The following is a 23,250-nucleotide window of genomic DNA, read 5'->3' on the forward strand; positions in this document are numbered from 1 at the left end:
CTAGTGCTCCGTGCCCGACCGGTGGCGTGCCGGGAAAGAGATTGTCAGATGGCAAAGACGGCTGGCAAGATCCTGCCACCCTGACGGGATCCCGCCTGGCGCGATCCCGTCACTTGGATCTTGTTGACCGTATCCCGGCGTCGCAAGAGACTGACGTGGCCGACGGTGCAATGGGGGAAACCGTTAGGCAGGTTGCCTGATTCGGGAAGGAAAGTGACTGTATGTCTCGTCGCCTGAAGATCGCCCTTGCCGCCCTCGCGCTCGTGGTCGGCGTCTCCGCTCCGCTGCTCGGCGAACGCGTTCCCCTCAACAAGTACGACGGCCCGACCGCCGGGTTCTCCTGGGGAATGCCGCTGCGCTAGGTCGCGGATGCCGTTCGCTGAGCATGGGGGCGCGTTGGCGGGGGGATGTCTACGACACATTGGATGGAAACGTGCAGCTGTCAGCCGTAACGCTCATACCGGTGACGACGGCGCGGACGCCGCTGACGCCCGAACGGCTGAGGGACCTGATTCTCGGCTGTCGTGTGGATGGCGATCGAGTCGAACACGTCAAGGTAATAGAACGAGCGGGGTTGATGTGGATAGGGGCCTATGTCGCTATCTGTGACATGAGATCCGCCGAACTCAGTCTGGCCGATCTTTGTGTGCGGGCCGCCGCGCGACTCGACGGCTGGGAAGTGATCCGGCAGTGGGAGCTGTGATCATCGTCCGGTCGAGCGGCGACCGACACCCGCTCTGAATGGGGCGCGGAGCGTCTAATGCTGACTCTCCGTGGTCCGGTGGAAATGTAGCAGGACCGTGCCGGCCATTGGCCGGTCGGTGACGCGTGCCGTTATCGATGGGCATATAAGGTGATATACGATAGCCCAAGTTCAATACCCGTCCGTTCCACCATCACTGACAGAAACCTCGTGCAGCGGGCCGCCTATCAGGATCGGCGTGTGCTCAGCGCCGACATCAGCGCCCTGCTTCTCAGTGCCGAGCTGACCGATCTGACCCGGAACGAACTCCTGGTCGTGGCACCCATACCCGGTCAGATGCCGCTGCCGGCGGAGGTGTTCGGCGAGCTGCGGGCCCGCAACCTGACGGTCCGTCTGCTCTTCACACCGGGTCGGGAGCCGTTGGCCGAGCCGGTGGCGGCCCTCGCGCGGGAGGGGATCGCCCTACCGGCCCCGGTGGACCTGCCGTACTTCCTCGTGGTGCGGGATCGGGCCGTGGTCTATCTGCCGCACCAGGATCCGGTCAACCCGTGCAACGGTCGGCTGACGCGGATCCGCAGCGTGGTGATGGGTGACTCGATGGCGACGGTGTTCGGCCTGATGTGGGACACCGCGGTGCAGCGCACCCGGGTCGCCCGGACCACGGGCGCCCGGGTCGACGAGGGCGAGGAGCTGATCCGCGCGCTCGGCGAGGGCCTCACCGACGACCAGGCGGCGGCGACGCTGCACATGAGTCGACGGACCTTCGCCCGACGGGTGTCCGACATGATGCACCGGCTCGACGCCAACACCCGATTCCAGGCCGGTGTCCATGCCGCGCGACGCGGCCTGGTCTGATCAGACCGCCAGGTATGGCACCGGCCAGTGCCGCATCCGGAACGGGAGTACGAGCGTACGACCGTCGGCTTCGACGGCCAGACCTGCCTCGACCGCGTCAGCGACCAGCTCCGCGTCGTCGGCCTCCGGGCGGCCGTCCGCCGACTCGGCGAGATGCTCGAACCGGTCGGCGCCGTCCTCGATGACCATCCGGGAGGCCGGCTGGCCGGGCCGGACGTCCTTGATCGTGACGATTCCCGGGCCCCGGCGGTAGTAGAACGACCCGTACCGGTAGTCCCGCGCCCAGGCCACCGTGTGGGTCACGTCGTCCAACTCCACGCCCAGGCACGGTGGCAGCAGGTGCGAGTAGGTGTGCAGCGGGAACGACGGGCGACCACGCAGCGTCCACCGCAGCCGCACCGCGTGGCTGGTGACCGCGCGGAGCAGCCGCAACAGGTCGAGATCCTGCGCCGGGGACTGTCCGAACCGCAACGGCTCGGGCAGTTCGACCGCGAGCAGGCTGTACGCCGACGGGTCCGTCCGCAGCGCGTCGAAGTCGATCACCGAGCTCGTCGCCGTCGTCATGGGAATCAGCTCACCTTCAACGGTTCGGTGGGGGTCGCCAGGGTGATCCAGTGGCCCTGCTCGGTGAAGAGCAGTCCGTCCCCGGCCAGCTTCCCCAACCAGTCCTGCAACTCCTCGTCGGTCAGGCCGTACTCGGCGACCCGGGCGGCCAGGGCCTTCGCGGTACGCCCGTTCTCCAGCTCCCGGTACGCGGCCACGAACCCGGCCCCGCTGATCCGGTGGTCCTGCTCCGGCCAGCCGACCCGCCGGTCCTCGATCACGATCTCCTCGTCGTCGGCGTGCAGGATCCGCAGCGAGCTGGACGGGTACGCGTCGATCCAGATCCCGATCAGCTTGTGCAGCCCCTCGGCGTCGGTCTCGGAGAGTCCGGCCGGATCGGTGTCGAACAGATAGACCATGTCGGTCAGCCGTTCCGGCGCGAGCGCGTAGACGTGGTCGTACATCTTGGCGGGCCGGCGGTTGGGGAACCCCAGCAGCGGGTTCTCGAAGTACGGGCTGAAGCGCTCCAGCAGGATCCGCGCCGCACCGGCGGGCGGTTGCAGGTGCACCAGCGCCGGCAGTTGCCGCAGGACCGCCTCGTAGTCGGCGGTGGACTCGGTCGGGAAGCCGTAGAGCCAGCTCCAGGAGACGGTCAGCGAGGCGGCCTCGCAGTCGCGCAGCGTCCGTACGTTGCGTACCCCGGTGACGCCCTTGTCCATCAGCTTGAGCACCGGGCTGACCAGCGACTCGATGCCCGGCTGCACGTGGGTGACGCCGGCCTGCCGCAGCACGGTGATCTCGTCCGGGCGCAGGTTGGACTTGACCTCGTAGTGGATGCGCAGGTCCCAGTCCAGCGCGGCCACGCTCGGCAGCAGGTCCCGGTAGTAGCGGTTGTCGATGATGTTGTCGACCATGATGGCGTCCAGCGTCTGGTGCCGACGCACCAGCGAGGTCAGCTCCTCGATGACCGTCTCCGGCGCCTTGGCGCGGAACTGCATGCCGGTGCCGTTCAGGCCGCAGAAGGTGCAGTGGTGCTTCTCGCCCCACCAGCAGCCCCGGGCGCTCTCCAGCACCAGCTTCGGCTCGACGTACTCGCCGACCGGTGACTCGGCGATGAGGGCGAACCAGTCGTCGTAGTCCGGCACCGGCATCAGGGCCGGCGGGATCAGCTTGCCCTGCGGGTTGTCGTGCCGTCCGTCCTCGTCCCGCCAGCACAGCCCGGGTACGGCGGCCAGGCCGATGCGGCCGTCCAACGCGTCGAGCAGGGCGGGGAAGGCGATCTCGCCCTCGCCGCGTACGACGTAGTCGACGAACGGGAAGTTCTCGTGGATCGCCGCGCCCATCATCCCGTCGCAGTTGCCGCCGCCGAGCACGATGGGCACGTGCGGGGCCAGTTCCTTGATCCGCTTGGCGGTGGCGAGGCTCGGCGCGTTCTGCATGAACGTCGTGGTGAAGCCGACGAGGGTGGGCTCGGTGGCGAGGATCTCCCGGGCCGCCGCGTCGACGAAACCGGCGGCGTACTCGCGCATCCGGGTGACCCGGTCGATGTCGAGACCGTGCTCCTCGGCGTACCGGCGCAGCTCCGCGACGCCGAACGCGTCGTCACCGCGCAGCACCCCGGCGAACACCCAGTCGCCGAGCCCGTGGAACAGGCCCTCCTCCGCGACCTCGGTGTACTCCGGCGGCCCCAGCTCGCCGTCGCTGGCGTCGAGCAGGTACTCGGCCCAGCGGATGCCGCCGTGGTAGCTCAGTGGTTCCGGTCGGCCGGCGGCGACGGTGACGGCCTTGAGTAGTCCGATGGGCAGCGACGGGCAGTCCAGGGACTGCCACGGCATGGCCGCGAGGCAGATGGTCATCGTCTCGTCTTTCGGAAGATCCGGCGCGGGTGGCACGAACGGGTGGGGCACCGCAGGCTGCCGGTGGTCCGGGTGGGTCACCCCCACCCGGACCACCGGGATCACTCACCTGCCGGTCACAGGATGACGGCGTACTTGCAGGAGCCGTGCGTGACCTTCTTGATCGCCACCTTCTTGATCTTCATTTCCGTTCACCTCCTTCGAGGTCGAGAAAGGACAGACCGGCGGCCCGCAGTCGGGCCCGGTGCCGCCGGACGAACCAGGACCGCACCTTCTCGGGGTCGCGGCCGGTCAATCTGGCACAGGACGTCGCGATACTGTTCAGCGCCGTGACGTCGAAGCCGATGTCGTGCCACTCCTGGCCGTGCTCGCGCCAGAGTTCGGCGCCGGCCGGGGTGGCGGAGACCCGGGAGAGATAGTTCAGACCGATGGCGATGTGCTGGATCTCGTCGGTCCGCACCGCCTCGTAGAGGCGGGCCAGCGGATCACCGGCGAAGATCTCGCCGAACAGGATGAACTCGTCCGAGGCGAGTCCTTCGAGGATGGTGTGCACGAGTGCCCGGCCCATGTGCGGCAGACTCAGCAGCATCTCGTCGAGTGGCTCCATCGCCTCCTGCGCGTCCGGTTCGACGTCGCCGCCGATCGCGCGAGCGTACTGGTAGAAGGCGTCCGCGTGGCGGGCCTCGTCCGCCGTGGCCAGGGCCAGGCTGAAGCGGAACGGCGCGTCCTCGGTGCTCGCCGCCAGCGTGGCGGCGGCGACCAGACCGGCCTGCTCGGCGTAGTACCCGCGCGAGGCGGCCCGCCAGGCGATCTCGGTGCGGTCCCAGTCCTTGCGGCGCAGTCCGTCGCCGATGATGTCGCTCGCCCGCCACGCCTTCTTGTCCCGGGTCACCCCGAAGACGCGGTACGCGACGGCGTCGTTGTCGAGTTCATCGTGACGAATGAGGACCATGGCCAGCTCCACTACCGACAGGGGAAGGGATCTCGGCGCCACGTCCGGCAGGGCGGTCCGGCGGCGAACCCGTGGGTTCGGTCGGGGACCGGCCAGGTGCCTCGTGTCCTACCTGCGGCCGGTGCTACCAGCCACTTCTCCGCCCGGAGCTTGGCGAAACGGTAACGGCGGTGTGCACCATGGTCAAGGTTCCCGTCCGGCGGTGGCACGGAGATGCCACTCGGGCGGCATACCCTGCGCTGATGTTTGCGGGACTGGGGCGGCTGCGGCGTCGGGTGGAGGGGCTCGGCCCGTTGGTCGCGGCGCACGGGGCCGGTGTGGTCGGCACCGAGATCACCGCGCTGGCGCTGCCCACGCTGGCGATCCTCCACCTGGGAGCGTCACCGCTGGTCGCCAGCGCGCTGTTCGCGATCGAATTCGGTACGCACGCGCTCGCGTCCCCGATGCTCGGGGTCGTCGTCGACCGGGCCCGGTCGCCGCGTCGTCTGCTCGTCGGCGGGAGTCTCGGCTATGCGGCGGTGGTGGCCACGGTGCCGGTCGCCGGCCTGCTGGGGGTGCTCTCCATCCCGATGCTGGCCGTGGTCGCGGTCGTCGCCGGAGGACTCGGTGCCCTGGTCACGATCGGCCTCCAGGCCGCGATACCGCGGATGGTGCCGACGGAGCGGCTGGTCCAGGCGAACTCGGCGATGGCCGGGGCCCGGTCGGTCGGGCAGGTGGCCGGGCCCGCCCTGGCCGGATGGCTGATCCAGGTGGCCGGTGCCGCCGCCGCGATGGGTGTCGACGCGCTGGCCCGGCTGCTCAGCGTGGTCGCGTACGCCCGGCTGCGGATCGGCGCCCGCACCGGTCCCGCCGCCACCGCCGACGGCCCGGCGGGCAGCATGCTCGACCAGTTGCGTGAGGGCGTGGCGGCGATGCGCCGACGCCCGGTGCTGGTCCGGGTGGCGGTGACCGCGGCGGCCCTCAACTTCGGTGGCTCGGCGCTCGGCGCGCTCTATCTCGTCTACGCCTACCAGCACCTGCACCTGTCACCGGGGCTGATCGGGATCACCTACGTGGTCAGCAGCGTGGTGTCCATGCTGGCCGTCACGGTGGCCGGCCGGGTGATCCGTCGGCTCGGCATGACCCGGGTGGTGCCGGTGTTCGCCCCGCTGGCCGGTGCCGCGCTGTTCCTGATCCCGGCCGCCACCGTCGCCCCGCCCTTCGTCACGCTCGTGGTCTACGAGGCGATCTTCTCGTTCTGCGCCACCGTCTGGTTCATCGCGACCACCACGCTCCAGCAGTCCCTCGTCCCCGCCCACCAACTGGGTCGGGTGATCGCGCTCGGGCGGGCCGCGACGACCTTCGCGATCCCGGTCGGCGCGCTGCTCGGCGGAGCCCTGGCGCAGTGGTGGGGACTGGTGCCCACGTTGATCCTGTTCGCCTCCGCCGCGCTGCTCGGCGGCTGCGTGAGCAGCCTGCGCCCCACCGGCACCGACCTGCCCGGCCCGGAAGATGGCACGATCTCGCCAATCGACGGGTCAGAGGGCGACGACCAGGTTGGCAGCATCGCGCCATCCTCGGGGCCAGGCGTTGACGCCGCACCTCGTCGACCCGAAAGTTGAACCGGCATCACGTATGGCGCACCGCGTTCTGCGATCTCCGCCCGGGACCGCACTCGCTGAGAAGCCAACGACGGGAAGCACCATGGACCTGTTGTCCGCCTACCGTGACATGCTCACCATCCGACTGTTCGAGGAAAGCCTGCTGCGGTGCGCGGAGCAGGGCCTGGTGCCCGGCGCGATCCACCCGTACACCGGCCAGGAGGCGGTCGCCGTCGGTGTGCTGGGCGCCCGGGATCCCGCCGAGTGGGTGGTCAGCTTCTACCGCTGCCACGGTCACGCGCTCGCCGCCGGCTGTCCGCCCGAGCGGGTGATGCGCGAGGTCCTCGGTCGCGGTGGCGGCCTCTGCGGTGGCAAGTCCGGCTCGATGCATCTGGCCGACCGGGCGCACCGTCTGCTCGGCTCGACGTCGATCGTCGCCGCTCAGATCCCGATCGCGGCCGGTGCCGCGATGGCCGCCCGGCTCGACGGGGACGGGCGTGCCGTGCTGGTCTTCTGCGGTGACGGAGCGCTCGGAGCCGGTGGCGCGTACGAGACGCTCACCATCGCCGCCGCCCAGCGGCTGCCGCTGCTGGTGGTCTGCGAGGACAACGGCTGGCAGGACCAGACGGCCAGTGCCCTGGTCCGCCACCTGAGCCCGGTCGAACTCGCCGCCGGGCTGAAGCTGCCGTACGTCGAGGTCGACGGCAACGACGTCGAGGCGGTGCACGACGCGGCCGACACCGCGCTGGCGGCCTGCCGGGCCGGCACCGGACCTCAGGTGATCGTCGCGCACACCTACCTGCGGGACTTCCACACCCAGCTCGGGCAGCACCCGCCGCCGCAGTACCGGCCGGAGGAGGAACGGCGACGGTGGGCCGACCGCGACCCGCTGACCGTCGCCGCCGGACGACTCACGGCCGACCTGACCTCCCTGCACGCCGAGGTGGCCGCCGAGGTCGACGCGCTGCTGCGGGCGGCGCTGGCCGCCGGGGACCCGGATCCGGCGACCGCGACCACCGGCGTGACCGTCACCGCCGACCTGATCGGGGCGGGCCGATGAGCCGCCGCCACCCGATCGGCGAGGCGGTCCGCGAGGCGTTCACCGAGCAGCCGACCCTGAGCCACTTCAGCACCTTCCAGCAGGAGGACCTGGTCGCGCAGTACGGCCCCGAGCGGATGGTCCGGATGCCGATCGCGGAGAACGCGATGCTCGGCATGGCCCTGGGCATGGCCCTGGTGGGTCGGCGGGTGCTGTTCAGCGTCAACCGGGTGGCGTTCCTGTTCAGCGCGTTCGACCAACTGGTCAACCAGGTCACCACGTGGCGGTACATGAGCGACGGCCAGTTCTCGGTGCCGTTGGTGATCCGGGGCGTCACCCAGGGCGGCGAGCACCTCGGTGCGCAGCACGAACACGTGCCGTACGGCATGCTGAGCCAGATCCCCGGCCTGGTCGTCGCCGTACCCGGCTCACCGAACGCGGTCGGCGGCCTGCTGCGGACCGCGCTGCGCCACCCCGACCCGGTCGTCCTGCTGGAGTCACCGCGCCTGTTCGCCCCCACCTGGACCGACCTGCCCGAGCCCGAGCCGTCCGCGGACCCGCTGCCGTTCGGCGTCGCCGGTCTGGCCCGGCCCGGTGACGACCTCACCCTGGTCGGCATCGGCAACACGGTCATCGAGAGCCTGCTGGCCGCGCGGCGGCTGGCGGAGCACGGCGTCCAGGCCCGGGTGGTCGACCTGCGGACGGCGGCCCCCCTGGACAGGGACGGGGTCGCCGCGATGGTGGTGCCCGACCGGCCGGTGATCCTGGTCGACGAGCAACCCCGCGCCGGGTCCGTCCTGACCGACCTGGCCTACCACCTGGTACGCACCGGCACCGCCCGCCCCGAGCACGTCGAGCTGCTCACCGGCGTCCCGGTGCCCGCGCCGGTGAGCCCGGCGCTGCTCGACGGCCTGCTACCCGACGCGGACCGCATCGTCCGCGCGGCACTCGACACCTCGGCCCCCCTCACCCCGCGGAGATGACCATGACGAACAGCGAGTACGCGCTCTGGCACGGCCTCACGCCGATGGGGCCGCACCTGCGGGAGAACGGACCGGACCTGTTCCTGGTCAGCGGTGCCGGCAGCCACCTGGAGGACGCCGCCGGACGGCGGTACCTGGACGCCCGATCGTCGATGTGGAACGTCACGCTGGGCTACTCCTGCGAGTCGGTGAAGCAGGCGATGACCCGCCAGCTCGACGTGCTGCCCAGCGGCACCGTGATGCGCTACGAACACCCGCCGCAGGTCACCGTCGACTACGCCGCCGCGCTCGTGGCGCTGCTGCCGCAGCCGCTGCGACACGTACGCTTCGGCAACACCGGCAGCCAGATGACCGAGGCGGCGGCGATGCTGTCCCGGTTCTACCGCCGGATGACCGGCGAGACGGACCGGCACACCGTCATCGCGCTGCACGACGCGTACCACGGCACCGGACCGCTGGCCACCGCGCTGACCGACGAGCCGATCCTGCACGACTACTCCGCCCCGATCGACGGGCACGTGGTGCACGTGTCGACCCCGCCGCCGGTGACCTGCGACCCGGACGCGTGCACCGGCGAGTGCGTACGCCCGGTCCTCGACGCCATCGAGTCGGTCGGGGTGGACCGGGTGACCGCGGTGATGTTCGAACCGGTCTCCGGCACCTCGTTCCGGCCCGCGCCGGAGCACTACCTGGAGACGCTGATCGTCGAGTGTCGTCGCCGGGGCATCCACACCATCGCCGACGAGGTGACCACCGGCGCCGGACGGGTCGCCGCGATGACCTACGTCGAGCGGCTCGCCGAGGTGCCCGACATGCTGGTCCTCGGCAAGGGTCTGAGCGCCGGCTACTTCCCGCTCGCCGCGCTGGTCGTGGCGAGCGACATCTACCAGGCCCTCGCCGACCCGCCGGTGCGGCTCGGCTTCCCCAACGGATCGACCACCGACGGGCACCCGATCGGGGCGGCGGCCGGCCTGGCGGTGCTCGACATCCTCACCGCCGACGGCTTCCTCCCCGCGGTGCGCCGACGCGGCGCCGAACTGGTCGAGATGCTGGACGCCGCGTCGCAGGCGGATCCCCGCATCGGCGCGGTGCGCGGCGTCGGCATGATGCTCGGCGTCGAGCTGCGCGACGCCGACGGCGAACTCTGGTCGCTGCGCGACGTCCACGACCTGCGCGGGGTGTGTCGCGAGCACGGGCTGCTGACCAGCTACGCGGGCGGCGTGATGCCGCTGCTGCCGCACCTGACCGTCTCCACCGACGACTGCCGCGAACTGGTGGAACGGTTCGCCAAGGCGGTGGCCGCGTACCGCTCCTGACGCCGGCCGTCCGGCCGACCCGCCAGATCCGGGCCGCAGAGATCGAACTGTCGACGCCTGTGGCCCGTACTGGTGCGTGGGAGGTCGAGAACATGGCCGTACGTCGAGTTGTCGTCGTCGCGTTGGTCGCTCTCGTCGGGACGACGGCCGGTGCGCTGCCCGCCGCCGCACAGGGTGCCCCGACGTACCCGGCCAGCCGCTCGGCCGCGTGCGCGCCGGACGGGCCGCACGTGGGCACGTCCGCCTGCCTCGCGGCGGTGCGGGAGGGTGCCGCGCTGCGCGAGTGGGACAACATCCGGGTGTACGGCGTCGACGGCCGGGACCGGGACGTGATCCCCGACGGGGAGCTGTGCAGCGGCGGCCTGTCCGCGTACCGGGGGCTGGATCTGCCGCGCACCGACTGGCCGGCGACGCCACTGACCGCCGGGGCGGAGTTCGCCTTCCAGTACCGCGCCACCTCGGCGCACCAGGGCACGTTCCGGATCTACCTGACCCGCCAGGGCTATACCCCGTCGAAGAGGTTGACCTGGGCGGACCTGGACCGGCTGCCCTTCCTGCGGATCACCGACCCACCGCTGCGGGACGGGACGTACCTGATGTCCGGGCGGCTGCCGGCGGACCGCAGCGGTCGACACGTGATCTACACGGTCTGGCAGCACTCGGACACCGCCGACACCTACTACTCCTGCTCCGACGTGGACGTGGTGGCGGTCGACGCGCTCCGTCCGGGCACCACGCCGGTCGGCACGGCCGGTGGCACCCCGGAGACCGAGGACGGGCTGCCGGGCGTCGGTGCCGACGCGACCACCGAGGTCGCCGACAACGTACCGGTCGCCGCGGTCACCTACCTGGACGGCCGGCGCTGGCCGCTGGTCGCGGGCGGCCTGCTGGTCACGTTGCTGCTCGTGTCGATCGCCCTGCGGCTGCGCGGCTCGCGCGGCGGGCCACCGAAGGGACCCGCCTGCACGGTCCGCAACCACCGGGCCAACCCGCGCCCCTGGTGACCGTCGGGTGCGGCCTCGCCCGCCGGACCGGCGGCCGGGGCACGACGCGGCGGGTACGGTCGATCCCATGCGCTACGTGCAGCTCGACACCCCGAAGCCCCTGTCCAAGATCGGCCTCGGCACTTGGCAGTTCGGCTCGCGGGAGTGGGGCTACGGCCCCGACTACGAACGGTTGGCGGCGGACATCGTCCGGCGCGCGGTCGAGTTGGGGGTGACCGTCTTCGACACCGCCGAGATCTACGGCCTCGGTCGCAGCGAGCGGATCCTCGGCGCGGCGCTGGCCGCCGACCGGGACAAGGTCACCGTGGCCACCAAGATCTTCCCGGTGCTGCCGGTGGCGGCGGTGGTGCAGCAGCGGGCGGTCGCCTCGGCGGCCCGGCTCGGCGTCAGCAGCATCGACCTGTACCAGGTGCACTCGCCCAACCCGCTCGTCGCCGACGGCACCACCATGCGGGGCATGCGCGCGTTGCAGGACGTCGGCCTGGTCGGTGAGGTCGGGGTGAGCAACTACAGCCTGCGCCGCTGGCAGGTGGCCGAGACCGTGCTGGGTCGGCGGGTGCTGAGCAACCAGGTCCGCTACAGCATGGTGGACCGCAAGCCGGAGCAGGACCTGTTGCCGTACGCGGCGCAGGCGGGCCGGGTCGTCATCGCGTACAGCCCGCTGGCCCAGGGCTTCCTCTCCGGGCGGTACGACGCACACCACCCACCGGTCGGCGCGATCCGCCGGGCCAACCCGTACTTCCTGCCGGAGAACCTGGCCCGGGGCACCGCCCTGATCGAGACGCTGCGTCAGGTGGCCGCCGCCCACGACGCCACGCCGAGCCAGATCGCCCTGGCGTACGTGCTGCGGCACCCGAACGTGGTGGCGATTCCCGGGGCGTCCAGCGTGGAGCAGATGGAGCGCAACGCCGCCGCCGCCGAGATCGACCTGACCGACGACGAGTACGCCGCCCTGGTCAACGCGGCCCGGGCGTTCCGCCCGTTGACCGGCCTGGCCGCCGTGCCACGCATGATCAGGGCTCGCGTCGGCCGTTGACCGCCGCGTCCCCGGTGCCCGCCGCTGGCGCGGCGGCGGTGCGTCAGGGCAGGTCGCGGGCGTAGCAGACGGAGAGCGGCGCGTCCCGGTACGGGCCGAAGTTGTCGACGCGCCGGTAGCCCTCGCGTTCGTAGAAGCGCTGCGCGTCGGGCTGGGCGGTGCCGGTCTCCAGCAGCAGGGTGCGTACTCCGGCCTGGCGGGCCGCGTCCTCCAGGGCGCGCAGGACGGCGACGGCCACGCCGGTGCCCCGGGCCGGCGGGACGACGTACATCCGTTTGATCTCGGCCGAGCCGGGCCCGAGCAGGCGCAGTCCGCCGCAGCCGACGGCGGCGCCGGTCGCGTCGCGGGCGACGAGGAAGACGCTGATCGTCTCAGCGCTCGGCGGCGTCCCCGGTTCGTGGTTGTCGCTGCCGTAGCGGGCGTCGAGTTCGGCCCGCTGCGCCGTGCGCAGGCGGGTCGCGTCGGTCGAGTCCCACGGCTCGTGCTCGATGGAGATCATTCTCGTTCCCTCTCCCGCGTTCCGTAACAAGCGTTACCGTAACGTACGTTACGGTGTAGGACCGCGACCGGGGGAGGGGACGGATGCCCAGACGGCGGGACCTGGCGGACCAGCAGCACCGCCTCTCGGCGGCCACCTGGTCGGTGCTGGCCGAGCGCGGTCTGCCCGGCCTCACCCTGCGCGCGGTCGCCGAACAGGCCGGCTGCACCACCGGCATGGTGCTGCACACCTTCGCCGACAAGCAGGCGTTGCTGGTGCACGCCCGGGAGCTGTTGCACCGGCGTACCGGACAGCGCGCCGACGCCGCCCAGGCCGCCGCCGACTCGCCCCGGGAGGCGCTGCGGGCCGTGCTGTGGCAGGCCGCCTCGCCGACCGAGGAGAAGCGCGAGGAGGCGCGGGTGTGGGTCGGCTTCCTCGCCGCCGCGCTGGCCGACCCGGTCCTCGCCGACCTGCACCGCGCCTACAACCGGCGGTTCCTGGACCGGATCGGCGGCCTGGTCGCCGAGGTCCGCCCGGACTGGCCGCCGGTCGCCTGCGCGGACACCGCGATCAGCCTGGTCGCACTGGTCGAAGGGCTCAACGCGCTGGCGGCGGTCGATCAGCAGACCTACGCCGAGGAGTCGCAGCGGATCGCCATCGATGCCGCGCTCGCCCGGCTGAGCCGGGGATCCGACGGGGCGAGCTGAAAGCCATCCGAGCGCGCTAGCGTGGGGCGGGTGACTGCACCGACCTCGATGACCCCGGTCCCGCCGGCCGACCTGCCCGGCACGCTCGGCGCGCTGCGCGCCGCCGGCCACCGGTCCCGCAGCGTCAAGCAGGAGCTGCGGGACAACCTGCTGGCCCGGATGCGCAGCGGCACGCCCCGCTTCCCCGGCATCGTCGGGTACGACGACACGGTGCTGCCGGAGGTGGAGCGGGCGCTGCTGGCCGGGCACGACATGGTGCTCCTCGGCGAACGGGGCCAGGGCAAGACCCGACTCATCCGGTCCCTGGTGAGCCTGCTGGACGAGTGGACCCCGGTGATTCCCGGGTCGGTGCTCAACGAGCACCCGCTGCACCCGGTCACCCCGGCGTCCCGGACGCTGGTCGCCGAGTCCGGCGACGACCTGCCGATCGGCTGGCTGCACCGCTCGATGCGGTACGGCGAGAAGCTCGCCACCCCGGACACCAGCGTCGGTGACCTGATCGGTGACGTGGACCCGATCCGGCTGGCCCAGGGCCGTACGCTCGGCGACCCCGAGACGATCCACTTCGGGTTGGTGCCCCGGACCAACCGGGGCATCTTCGCCGTCAACGAACTGCCCGACCTGGCCGAACGCATCCAGGTGGCGCTGCTCAACGTGCTGGAGGAGCGGGACATCCAGGTCCGTGGCTACCAGCTCCGGCTCCCGCTGGACCTGCTGCTGGTGGCCAGCGCCAACCCGGAGGACTACACCAACCGGGGGCGGATCATCACCCCGCTCAAGGACCGGTTCGGCGCCGAGGTCCGTACCCACTACCCGACCGACCTGGAGCGTGAGCTGGAGCTGATCCGGCAGGAGGCCGACCTGGTCGCCGAGGTGCCGGAGCACGTGCTGGAGGTGCTCGCCCGGTTCGCCCGCGCGGTCCGCGAGTCGCCCTCGGTCGACCCGCGCTCCGGCGTCTCCGCCCGGTTCGCCGTCGCCGCCGCCGAGACGGTGGCCGCCGCCGCCCTACGCCGATCCGGCCTGCTGGCCGCGTCGCCGTCGGCCCTGCCGGGTGAGGTGAAAGGAGGGGACCCTTTCTCTACCGTAGACGTTAGTAGGGGGCCCTTCCTTTCTCCCGATGCGGTGGCGCGAGTGGGCGACGCCGTCTCGGTGACCTCCACCCTGCGCGGCAAGGTGGAGTTCGAGAGCGGCGAGGAGGGGCGCGAGGCCGAGATCCTCGGCCACCTGCTGCGTACCGCCACCGCCGACACGTTCCGGGCCCGCCTCGCCGGGCTGGACCTGTCCGGGTTCACCACGCTGGTCGAGGAGGGCGAGACCATCGAGACCGGGGAACTGGTGTCGGCGGCCGACCTGCTGCGCCAGGTGGGCACCGTGCCGGGGCTGGCCAAGGTGCTCGACCGGCTCGGTGTCGGCGACGCGCCCAGCCCCGGGCAGGCCGCTGCGGCGGTCGAGTTCGTGCTGGAGGGTCTGCACCTGAGCCGCCGGCTGGGCAAGGACGTGACCGACTCGGGGCGGACCCGGTACGGCGGCCGGGACTGACCATGGCCGGCAACCGGTTCCGGTACGGGCAGTGGCGGGGCGGCCCCGATCCGCTGGCACCGCCGTACGACGTGCAGGCCGCGGTGGACCAGGTCGGCCAGGAGGTGCTGGCCGGCGGCAGCCTGCGGGAGGCGCTGCGCGAGCTGCTGCGCCGGGGCCCGCAGGAGCGGGGCGGGCTGGACGCGTTGACCGCCCGCGCCCGGCGGCTCCGGCGCGAGGCGCTGCGCCGGGGTGACCTGGACGGCGCGGTGACCCGGGCCCAGGCCCTGCTGGACCAGGCGCTGGCCGCCGAGCGCGACGAGTTGTCCGGCCGCCCGGACGAGGCGGCCCGGTTCGCCGAGGCGATGCTGGACCGCCTGCCCCGATCCACCGCCCAGGCGGTGCGGGAACTCTCCGACTACCGGTGGGCCAGCGAGGAGGCCCGGCAGACCTACCAGCGGATCCTCGACGGGTTGCGGGACGACGTGCTCGGGCAGCGTTTCGCCGGGCTGCGCTCCTCGGCCCAGATGGCCGCCGATCCGGCCGTGCAGGAGCGGCTGGCCGAGATGATGCGGGACCTGAACGCTCTGCTCGCCCGGCATGCGCGCGCCGAGGACACCACCGACGCGTTCGCCGAGTTCATGCGCCGGCACGGCGACTTCTTCCCGGAACGGCCGGCCGACGTCGACGAGCTGATCGACCTGCTGGCCCGGCGGGCGGCGGCCGGGCGGCGGCTGATGAACTCGCTCTCCGACCGGCAGCGGGAGGAACTCGCCGACCTGATGCGTCAGTCGCTCGGCGACCGGCTGGCCGGGGAGTTGGCCGACCTGGAGGGCAATCTGCGGGCGCTCCGCCCCGACCTGCGCTGGGGCCGGGGCGAGCGGATGCGGGGCGAGCAGCCGCTCGGCTATGGCGAGGCGACCGGAGCGCTGGACGAGATCGCCGAGCTGGACGACCTGCTGGACCAGTTGGGTCAGGAGTACCCGGGCGCGACGCTGGACGACATCGACGTCGAGTCGGTGGCCCGTACGCTCGGCCGGGACGCCGCCGACGACGTACGCCGGCTCCGGGAACTGGAGCGGGAGCTGCGCCGGCAGGGCTGGGTGACCCGCGACGCGGAGGGGCTGACGCTCAGCCCGAAGGCGCTGCGCCGCCTGGGCGGCACCGCGTTGCGGCAGGTCTTCGCCGCGTTGACCGCCGGTCCGCGGGGAGAGCACGACCTGCGGTCGGCCGGAGCAGCCGGCGAGGTCACCGGCGCCTCCCGGCCATGGGCGTACGGCGACGAGCAGCCCATCGACGTGGTGCGGACGCTGACCCGGGCGGTACGTCGGGTCGGTCCCGGAGTGCCGGTGCAGTTGGCCGTCGAGGACTTCGAGGTGGTCGAGACCGAGCGACGGGCCTCGGCGGCGGTGGCGCTCTGCGTGGACCTGTCGTACTCGATGATCTCGCAGGGCCGCTGGGGTCCGATGAAGCAGACCGGCCTGGCCCTGGCCCACCTGATGGCGACCCGGTTCCCGCAGGATGCGCTCCAGATCATCGGGTTCGGTCGGCGGGCGGCGACGCTGACGCAGCAGGAGTTGGCCGCCGTCGAGCCGGACATGACCCAGGGCACCAACCTGCAACACGCCCTGCGGCTCGCCGGTCGGCACCTGCGCCGCCACCCGGACGCCGAACCGGTGGTGCTGGTGGTGACCGACGGTGAGCCGACCGCCCACCTGGACCCGGCCGACGGCGAGGCACTGTTCCACTGGCCGTCGTTGCCGGCGACCGTCGAGGCGACCATCCGGGAGGTGGACCGGCTCGGCCGGTACGGCGCGACGCTCAACCTGTTCATGCTCGGTGACGACCCGGGGCTGCGCCGCTTCGTCGACGCGGTGGCCCGGCGCAGCGGCGGCCGGGTCTTCACCCCGGACACCGAGGACCTCGGGGAGTACGTGGTCAGCGACTACCTGCGGTCACGACGCGGTCGCCGCTAGGCTCGGCCGGGTGGAGGTCGACGGGTTGCGGCAGGCGTACGACGCGCTGCTGGCCGAGGTCGACGCGGGCGGGTTCGGGCCGCCGCCGACCGGTTCCTACCGCGCCGAACAGATCGTGGCGCACGTGGTGACCAGCGACGAGCTGATGAGCGAGGCGACCGAGGCGGTGCTCGCCGGCTCCCCGTACGCCTTCTACGAGCTGGACGAGGTCCACCGGCCGGAACTGGACGCGCTGGTCGCCGAGGCCGGTGGCCTGGCCGGGCTGGCCGATCGGCTCCGCCTCAGCAGCGATCGCCTGGTCGCCCTGGTGGCCCGGCTCGGCGCGGGGGCCGACACGCCGGTGGAGACGCACCTGCGCGAGGGCTTCGACCTCGTCGTCGACGAGCCGTTGCCCTGGGGGCGCGTCATCGACCTGCACACCCGTGTGCACCTGCCCCGACACCTGACCGAGCTGCGGGCACTGCGCTCCTGACGCCTCGGGGAATCTGTTAGCAGGGGACCCCTGCTCTACCGCAGGCGTTAACCGGGTGCCCTTCCTTTGAATGTACGGCGGTACGCGGACGGCGCGACGCCGATGCGCAGGTGCAGTTGCTGGCGCAGGGCGGCGGTGGTGCCGAAGCCGCTGCGGTGGGCGATCTGGTCGACGGTCAGGTCGGTGCTCTCCAGCAGCAGCCGCGCGTGGTCGGTGCGTTCGTGCAGCAGCCACTGGGTCGGGCTGAGCCCGGTCTCGGCGCGGAACCGGCGGGTGAAGGTACGCACGCTCATCCGGGCCTGCTCGGCCAGGTCGCGCAGGCTCACCGGCTCGTGCAGGCGCTGCCGGGCCCACTCGCGGGCGGCGGCGGTGCTGGTGTCGGTCGTCTGCGGCACCGGGCGTTCGATGTATTGGGCCTGCCCGCCGTCGCGCCACGGTGGCATCACACAGCGCCGCGCGGAGCGGTTGGCCACCGCGCTGCCGTGGTCGGTACGGACCACGTGCAGGCACAGGTCGATCCCGGCGGCGACCCCGGCCGAGGTGAGCAGCCGGTCGTCGGCGACGAAGAGCACCTCGGGGTCGAGGTCGACGCGGGGGTGCAGGCGACGGAAGCGGTCGGCGTACGCCCAGTGGGTGGTGGCCCGGCGACCGTCGAGCAGCCCGGCGGCGGCAAGCACGAACGCGCCGGTGCAGATCGACATGATCCGGGCACCCCGGTGGTACGCGGCGCACAACGCGTCGAGCACCACGGGTTCGATCACGCCGAGGCGCAGCGTCGCCTCGCCGTGCACCCCCGGCACGATCACCGTGTCGGCCCGGTCCAGCAGCTCCAGCCCGTGGTCGGGCAGCACCCGGAACCCGGCGGTGCTGCGGACCGGACGGCCACCGGCGGTGCAGGTGTCGACGGCGTAGTAGTGCCGGTCGTCGGCGTCGCGCGCCGTGCTGAACACCTGGGCGGGAGTGCCGAGGTCGAGGCCGACCACGTCGTCGACGGCGAGGACCGCGATGCGATGCGCAGGCATGGCCCGATTGTTGCGCATCATGACCTCCGGGCCACTCGTCCCTTCGGTCCGTCGCGCCGCAGACTCGCCTGGTGAATCGTCCCTTCCGCCTGCACCCGGCCTGGATCGTGGCGGCCGTCGCCTTCGTGGCGCTGGTCGGCGCCGCCGGGTTCCGGGCCACCCCGTCGGTGCTCCTGCACCCGCTGCACGCCGAGTTCGGCTGGCCCCTGGCCACCATCTCCGCCGCCGTGTCGGTGAACCTGCTGCTCTACGGCCTGACCGCGCCGTTCGCCGCGGCCTTGATGGACCGCTTCGGCATCCGCCGGGTGGTGGCCGTCGCGCTGGCCCTGGTGGCCGCCGGCAGCGGACTGACCGTCTTCATGACCGCGAGCTGGCAACTCGTCCTCTGCTGGGGCGTGCTGGTCGGGCTGGGCACCGGGTCGATGGCGCTGGCCTTCGTCGCCACCGTCACCGGCCGCTGGTTCGTCGGCCGCCGAGGTCTGGTCACCGGGGTGCTCACCGCCGGTGGGGCCGCCGGCCAACTGGTCTTCCTGCCGCTGCTGGCCGTCCTGGTCGGGGCGTACGGGTGGCGTGCGGCGGCACTCGTCGTCACCGGGGCGGCGCTGCTGGTCGTCCCGCTGGTGCTCTGGCTGCTCCGCGAGCACCCGGCGGACCTCGGGCTGCCCCCGTACGGAGGCAGCGAGGTCGTCGCCCCCGTCGCCCCGGCCGGTGGGGCCGCCGCGCGCGCGGTCGGCGCGTTGATCCGGGCCGCCCGGACCCGGCCGTTCTGGCTGCTGGCCGCCGGGTTCGCGATCTGCGGCGCGACCACCAACGGCCTGGTCGGCACGCACTTCGTGCCCGCCGCGCACGACCACGGCATGCCGCAGACCACGGCCGCCGGGCTGCTGGCGCTGGTCGGTCTCTTCGACATCGTCGGTACGGTCGCCTCCGGCTGGCTCACCGACCGGTACGACCCCCGCCTGCTGCTCGGCGCGTACTACGCGCTGCGGGGTGGATCGCTGCTGGTGCTGCCCGGCCTGTTCGCGGCCACCACCGAGCCGAGCATGCTGGTCTTCGTCATCTTCTACGGGCTGGACTGGGTCGCCACCGTGCCGCCGACGGTGGCCCTGTGCCGGGAGTACTTCGGCACCTCGGGCGCGGTCGTCTTCGGCTGGGTCTTCGCCTCGCACCAGCTCGGCGCGGCGGTCGCGGCCACCGGCGCGGGCCTGGTCCGGGACCAACTCGGCACGTACACGCTGGCCTGGTACGTGGCCGGGGCGCTGTCGGTGGGCGCGGCGGTGCTGTCGGTGATGCTGGTCCGCCGCCGGGGACCGGCGGTCACCGATCCGCTCCCGGTCGCCACCGCACCCCGTGCCTGGAGCTACCGGGACTGACCGCCGGTCACTGCAACGACCAGCGCTGCGCCGGACTGCCGTCGCACGGTGCCTGGACGACGTCGTTCCCGGCCTCGCTCCCACCGTCGCGGACCTGGGCGCACTTGCCGCTGTGCACGGCCACCACCAGCACGGCGCCGTCGCCGGCCGGCTGGAGACGCCACTGCTGGTTGTCCTCGCCGTGGCAGCCGAACTGCTGCAACCGGGCGCCGTCGTCGCCGCTGCGCCCCTCCACGTCGAGGCACTGGTTGTGGGCGGCGTTGGTCAGCGTCACCGTGTCCGGGCCGAACGGGTTGACCACCCACTGCTGCTCCGGCCCACCGGTGCAGCCGGCCAGCTTCGCCACCGCCCGCTCGCCGTCACCGTCGAGCCCGATGCAGAGGCCGGAGCCGACGCCCCGGACCACCTTCGGCCCGGTGTTCGGGTCGGCCTCGGTGGGCGTGGGCGACGGGGTGGGTGTCGGCTCGGGACTCGGCACGGTCGGCGGCGCGAAGCTCTCGCTCGGGCTCGGTGCCGCCGACGTCGGGCCGGCGGCGACCGGGGTCGGTGCCGGTTCGTCGCCGCCGCCGAGCAGGCCGGTGGCGAACAGCACCCCGGCCAGTACGCCGACCAGCCCGACCGCACCGGCCACCACCAGCACCGGATCCCGGGGCGGTCCGGAACGGCGGGTGCCGTAGACGGTGCCCGATCCATCGGTTTCCGACATGCCGGCATCCTGGCCCACCCCGCGCCGGTACGCCATCGAGGGTGCGGTAACTCTCGCGTGGACGGCCCGCCGACGGCGCCGCTGACGCGTAAAGTGACCACATGCACGCTTTGCGTGATCATGACGTGGCGGTGGCTCAGCTTCGACGGTCGTACGCTGCGGTGCCACCGGGCCGGCCGGTGCGGCTGGCCAAACGGACCTCCAACCTGTTCCGGCCGCGCGACGCCCCGCGCGCGACGGGCCTGGACGTCAGCGGGCTCGGCGGCGTGCTCAGCGTCGACCCGGCCGCCCGCACCGCCGACGTGCAGGGCATGTGCACCTACGAGCGGCTGGTCGAGGCGACCCTGCGGCACGCCCTGATGCCGCTGGTGGTGCCGCAGCTCCGCACCATCACCCTGGGTGGGGCGGTCACCGGGCTGGGCATCGAGTCGACCTCGTTCCGCAACGGCCTGCCGCACGAGTCGGTGACCGAGATGGACGTCTTCACCGGGGCGGGCGAGCTGGTCACCGCCCGGCCGGAGGGCGCACACGCGGACCTCTTCGCCGCGTTCCCCAACTCGCTGGGCAGCCTCGGCTACGCCACCCGGCTGCGTATCGAGCTGCAACCGGTCCGGGGGCACGTGGCGCTGCGCAACGTGCGGTTCACCGACCTGACCGCGTTGACCGAGGCGATCGCGGAGATCACCGCCGGCCGTGCCTGGGCGGGGGAGGCCGTCGACGCGATGGACGGGGTGATGTTCAGCCCCGACGAGGCGTACCTGGTGCTGGCCCGTTTCACCGACGAGCCGGGCCGGGTCTCCGACTACACCGGCCAGGGCATCTACTACCGGTCGCTGCGCCGACTGCCGCACGACACGCTGACCGTCCACGACTACCTGTGGCGCTGGGACACCGACTGGTTCTGGTGCTCGGCGGCGTTCGGCGCGCAGCATCCGCTGGTCCGGCGGCTGTGGCCGGCCCGCTGGCGGCGCAGCGACGTCTACCACCGCATCGTGCGGCTGGAACACCGGCACCAGGTGGCCGCCCGGATCGACCGCTGGCGCGGCCAGCCGGCCCGGGAACGCGTGGTGCAGGACGTGGAGATCCCGCTGGACCGCACCGCCGACTTCCTGCACTGGTTCGCCCGCCGGGTCGGGATGACCCCGGTGTGGCTGTGCCCGCTGCGGCTGCGTGAGCCGTCGGGTGGGGGATCCGCGCGGTCCTGGCCGCTGTATCCGCTCCGGCCGGGGCAGGACTACGTCAACATCGGGTTCTGGGGGAGCGTGCCGATCGCCGAGAGCGCCGCCGACGGCGACGTCAACCGGGAGATCGAGCGCGCGGTGTCGGAGTCGGGCGGGCACAAGTCGCTCTACTCCGACGCGTACTACGACCGGGATTCGTTCGACCGGCTCTACGGCGGCGATACGTGGCGCGCCGTGCGGGACCGGTACGACCCGGAACATCGGCTCACCGGACTGTACGAAAAGGCGGTAGCGCGCGCATGAGCGAGCGTAGCGAGCGAGTCATGAGGTTCAGTGCGAATGAGTCTCATGTCGGCACGGAGCGAAGTGGAGTGCCGGCATGAGCGAGCGTAGCGAGCGAGTCATGAGGTTCAGTGCGATGGAGTCTCATGTCGGCACGGAGCGGAGCGGAGTGCCGGCATGAGCGAGCTTAGCGAGCGAGTCATCAGGCTCAGTGTGTCTCGTGGCGGCACGGAGCGGAGCGGAGTGCCGGCATGAGCCTTATCGATCGAGAGCAGGGGGCGGCCGGTGTTCCCGCCACCCCACCGGCCGGGAGCGGCCGACGTGGTCCGAGTGTCGCGGACGTGGTCCGGGCCCTCACCGCAGGCCCGCTGCCGGTCCGGGTCACCGGGTACGACGGCAGTCGACTCGGTCCGGCCGACGCCGGGATCACCCTGTCGATCCGATCCGAGCGGGGCCTGTCGTACCTGCTCACCGCGCCGGGCGACCTGGGCATGGCACGGGCGTACGTGAGCGGGGACCTGGCGCTGGAGGGGGTGCACCCGGGCGACCCGTACGAGGCGTTGCGGGTGCTCAAGGACGAGCTGCGGGTACGCACTCCGACGGTGGCCGAGGGACTGGCGTTGGTGCGCGGGCTGGGCTGGGAGCGGCTGCTGCCGCCACCGGCGCCGCCACAGGAGGCGCTGCCCCGCTGGAAGCGGATCGTGGGCGGCCTGCGGCACTCCCGGGTGCGGGACAGCAGTGCGATCTCCCACCACTACGACGTGTCCAACGCCTTCTACGAGAAGGTGCTCGGGCCGTCGATGACGTACACCTGCGCGGTCTTCCGCAGTCCCGACGACACGCTGGAGCAGGCCCAGGCGAGCAAGTACGACCTGGTCGCCGGCAAGCTGGCGCTGCGTCCGGGCATGCGGTTGCTGGACGTGGGCTGCGGCTGGGGCGGCATGGTCCGGCACGCGGCCCGCGAGTACGGCGTCAAGGCCCTCGGGGTGACGCTGTCGCACGCCCAGGCGCAGTGGGCGCAGGCGGCGATCGCGCGCGAGGGACTGACCGGGCTGGCCGAGGTGCGGCACATGGACTACCGCGACGCGCCCCGGCGGGAGTTCGACGCGGTCTCCTCGATCGGGCTGACCGAGCACATCGGGGTGCGCAACTACCCGGCCTACTTCGGTTTCCTGCGGGACCGGCTGCGCCCGGAGGGCCGTCTGCTCAACCACTGCATCACCCGGGCCGACAACCGGGCGCCGCACCGCTCGGGCGCCTTCATCGACCGGTACGTCTTCCCGGACGGCGAGTTGGCCGGTCCGGGGCGGGTGATCAGTGAGCTGCACGACGTCGGGCTGGAGGTGCACCACGAGGAGAACCTGCGGCGGCACTACGCGCTGACGCTGGCGGCGTGGTGCCGCAACCTGGTGGAGCACTGGGACTTCTGCGTCGCCGAGGTGGGTGGCGGTACGGCCCGGGTGTGGGGGCTCTACATGGCCGGTTCCCGGCTGGCGTTCGAGCGCAACGGCATCCAGTTGCACCAGGTTCTGGCCACCCGCAACGGCCCGGACGCGGTCAACGGCTACCCGTTGCGACCGGACTGGCTGCCCTGACCCGCTGACCTCGTCGGCGGAAAGCCGCGCCGGATCGATCGGCGCGGCTTTCCCCGGATCGATTGACAAAGAA

21 protein-coding genes are annotated in these 23,250 nt (G+C 72.3%); 15 read left to right on the plus strand and 6 right to left on the minus strand.

Going from position 1 to position 23,250, the window contains the following annotated elements; genetic code table 11:
* The first annotated feature begins 221 nt into the window (after positions 1–221).
* Positions 222–362 carry a hypothetical protein gene (locus tag ACQVFL_RS05165; RefSeq protein WP_396698028.1) on the plus strand — a complete coding sequence of 47 codons (141 nt, stop codon included), beginning with the start codon at positions 222–224 and terminating at the stop codon, positions 360–362.
* A gap of 581 nt (positions 363–943) precedes the next feature.
* Positions 944–1,558, plus strand: coding sequence for a helix-turn-helix transcriptional regulator (locus tag ACQVFL_RS05170; RefSeq protein ID WP_396698024.1), 615 nt, complete (start codon positions 944–946; stop codon positions 1,556–1,558).
* On the opposite strand, the gene ACQVFL_RS05175 is transcribed toward ACQVFL_RS05170, so the two are convergent.
* The 3 genes from ACQVFL_RS05175 to ACQVFL_RS05185 all read right to left on the minus strand — a co-directional run bounded on the left by ACQVFL_RS05175 (position 1,559) and on the right by ACQVFL_RS05185 (position 4,909).
* A complete protein-coding gene (locus tag ACQVFL_RS05175) occupies positions 1,559–2,122 on the minus strand; it encodes a DUF5825 family protein (protein WP_396698022.1) in 564 nt (187 codons plus the stop codon).
* 5 nt (positions 2,123–2,127) lie between these two features.
* Positions 2,128–3,957, minus strand: coding sequence for a RiPP maturation radical SAM C-methyltransferase (locus ACQVFL_RS05180; RefSeq protein ID WP_396698020.1), 1,830 nt, complete (start codon positions 3,955–3,957; stop codon positions 2,128–2,130).
* Between the two features lie 181 nt (positions 3,958–4,138).
* Positions 4,139–4,909, minus strand: coding sequence for a ferritin-like domain-containing protein (locus ACQVFL_RS05185; RefSeq protein ID WP_431728802.1), 771 nt, complete (start codon positions 4,907–4,909; stop codon positions 4,139–4,141).
* 242 nt (positions 4,910–5,151) lie between these two features.
* Here ACQVFL_RS05185 and ACQVFL_RS05190 point away from each other — a divergent pair, with 242 nt between their 5' ends.
* The 6 genes from ACQVFL_RS05190 (at position 5,152) to ACQVFL_RS05215 (ending at position 11,867) form a co-directional block, all read left to right on the plus strand.
* A complete protein-coding gene (locus ACQVFL_RS05190) occupies positions 5,152–6,510 on the plus strand; it encodes an MFS transporter (protein ID WP_431728803.1) in 1,359 nt (452 codons plus the stop codon).
* Positions 6,511–6,601: 91 nt separating this feature from the next.
* Positions 6,602–7,549: a thiamine pyrophosphate-dependent dehydrogenase E1 component subunit alpha gene (locus tag ACQVFL_RS05195; protein ID WP_396698016.1), complete on the plus strand. Its 948-nt coding sequence runs from the start codon at positions 6,602–6,604 to the stop codon at positions 7,547–7,549.
* Positions 7,546–8,511: an alpha-ketoacid dehydrogenase subunit beta gene (locus ACQVFL_RS05200; RefSeq protein ID WP_396698014.1), complete on the plus strand. Its 966-nt coding sequence runs from the start codon at positions 7,546–7,548 to the stop codon at positions 8,509–8,511. The genes ACQVFL_RS05195 and ACQVFL_RS05200 overlap by 4 nt, the downstream gene beginning before the upstream one ends.
* A gap of 2 nt (positions 8,512–8,513) precedes the next feature.
* Entirely contained in the window at positions 8,514–9,827 is a 1,314-nt protein-coding gene (locus tag ACQVFL_RS05205; RefSeq protein WP_396698012.1) for an aspartate aminotransferase family protein, read from the plus strand.
* A gap of 92 nt (positions 9,828–9,919) precedes the next feature.
* A complete protein-coding gene (locus ACQVFL_RS05210; RefSeq protein WP_431728804.1) occupies positions 9,920–10,831 on the plus strand; it encodes a lytic polysaccharide monooxygenase auxiliary activity family 9 protein in 912 nt (303 codons plus the stop codon).
* Positions 10,832–10,898: 67 nt separating this feature from the next.
* Entirely contained in the window at positions 10,899–11,867 is a 969-nt protein-coding gene (locus ACQVFL_RS05215; RefSeq protein WP_396698008.1) for an aldo/keto reductase, read from the plus strand.
* A 43-nt stretch (positions 11,868–11,910) separates the two neighbouring features.
* Here the strand turns inward: ACQVFL_RS05215 and ACQVFL_RS05220 are convergent, their stop codons facing one another.
* The gene (locus ACQVFL_RS05220; RefSeq protein WP_431728805.1) at positions 11,911–12,366 is read right to left on the minus strand and encodes a GNAT family N-acetyltransferase; all 456 of its coding nucleotides are present in this window, start codon (positions 12,364–12,366) and stop codon (positions 11,911–11,913) included.
* An 83-nt stretch (positions 12,367–12,449) separates the two neighbouring features.
* Here ACQVFL_RS05220 and ACQVFL_RS05225 point away from each other — a divergent pair, with 83 nt between their 5' ends.
* Genes ACQVFL_RS05225 through ACQVFL_RS05240 form a run of 4 tightly spaced genes read left to right on the plus strand, consistent with a single transcriptional unit; the run spans position 12,450 to position 17,018 of the window.
* Positions 12,450–13,052 (plus strand): TetR/AcrR family transcriptional regulator, encoded by a 603-nt coding sequence (locus ACQVFL_RS05225; protein WP_431728806.1) that lies wholly within the window; start codon positions 12,450–12,452, stop codon positions 13,050–13,052.
* A 21-nt stretch (positions 13,053–13,073) separates the two neighbouring features.
* Entirely contained in the window at positions 13,074–14,591 is a 1,518-nt protein-coding gene (locus ACQVFL_RS05230; protein ID WP_431728807.1) for a magnesium chelatase, read from the plus strand.
* A gap of 2 nt (positions 14,592–14,593) precedes the next feature.
* Positions 14,594–16,546 (plus strand): vWA domain-containing protein, encoded by a 1,953-nt coding sequence (locus tag ACQVFL_RS05235; RefSeq protein ID WP_431728808.1) that lies wholly within the window; start codon positions 14,594–14,596, stop codon positions 16,544–16,546.
* Positions 16,547–16,556: 10 nt separating this feature from the next.
* Complete coding sequence (locus ACQVFL_RS05240) at positions 16,557–17,018, plus strand: hypothetical protein (protein ID WP_396698000.1); 462 nt, start codon at positions 16,557–16,559, stop codon at positions 17,016–17,018.
* A gap of 47 nt (positions 17,019–17,065) precedes the next feature.
* On the opposite strand, the gene ACQVFL_RS05245 is transcribed toward ACQVFL_RS05240, so the two are convergent.
* Positions 17,066–18,058 (minus strand): GlxA family transcriptional regulator, encoded by a 993-nt coding sequence (locus tag ACQVFL_RS05245; protein ID WP_396697998.1) that lies wholly within the window; start codon positions 18,056–18,058, stop codon positions 17,066–17,068.
* 53 nt (positions 18,059–18,111) lie between these two features.
* Here ACQVFL_RS05245 and ACQVFL_RS05250 point away from each other — a divergent pair, with 53 nt between their 5' ends.
* Positions 18,112–19,413, plus strand: a complete 1,302-nt coding sequence (locus tag ACQVFL_RS05250) for an MFS transporter (protein WP_431728809.1) — start codon at positions 18,112–18,114, stop codon at positions 19,411–19,413.
* A 7-nt stretch (positions 19,414–19,420) separates the two neighbouring features.
* On the opposite strand, the gene ACQVFL_RS05255 is transcribed toward ACQVFL_RS05250, so the two are convergent.
* The gene (locus tag ACQVFL_RS05255; RefSeq protein WP_431728810.1) at positions 19,421–20,119 is read right to left on the minus strand and encodes an RICIN domain-containing protein; all 699 of its coding nucleotides are present in this window, start codon (positions 20,117–20,119) and stop codon (positions 19,421–19,423) included.
* Between the two features lie 101 nt (positions 20,120–20,220).
* Between ACQVFL_RS05255 and ACQVFL_RS05260 the strand changes: the two genes are divergently transcribed.
* Together ACQVFL_RS05260 and ACQVFL_RS05265 are read left to right on the plus strand one after the other, a co-directional pair.
* Positions 20,221–21,603 (plus strand): FAD-binding oxidoreductase, encoded by a 1,383-nt coding sequence (locus tag ACQVFL_RS05260; protein WP_431728811.1) that lies wholly within the window; start codon positions 20,221–20,223, stop codon positions 21,601–21,603.
* A gap of 230 nt (positions 21,604–21,833) precedes the next feature.
* Positions 21,834–23,177: a class I SAM-dependent methyltransferase gene (locus ACQVFL_RS05265; protein ID WP_396697990.1), complete on the plus strand. Its 1,344-nt coding sequence runs from the start codon at positions 21,834–21,836 to the stop codon at positions 23,175–23,177.
* The last annotated feature ends 73 nt before the right edge of the window (positions 23,178–23,250 follow it).

It is taken from the genome of Verrucosispora sp. TAA-831, from assembly GCF_050780145.1.
In the GTDB taxonomy this organism is placed as follows: domain Bacteria; phylum Actinomycetota; class Actinomycetes; order Mycobacteriales; family Micromonosporaceae; genus Micromonospora.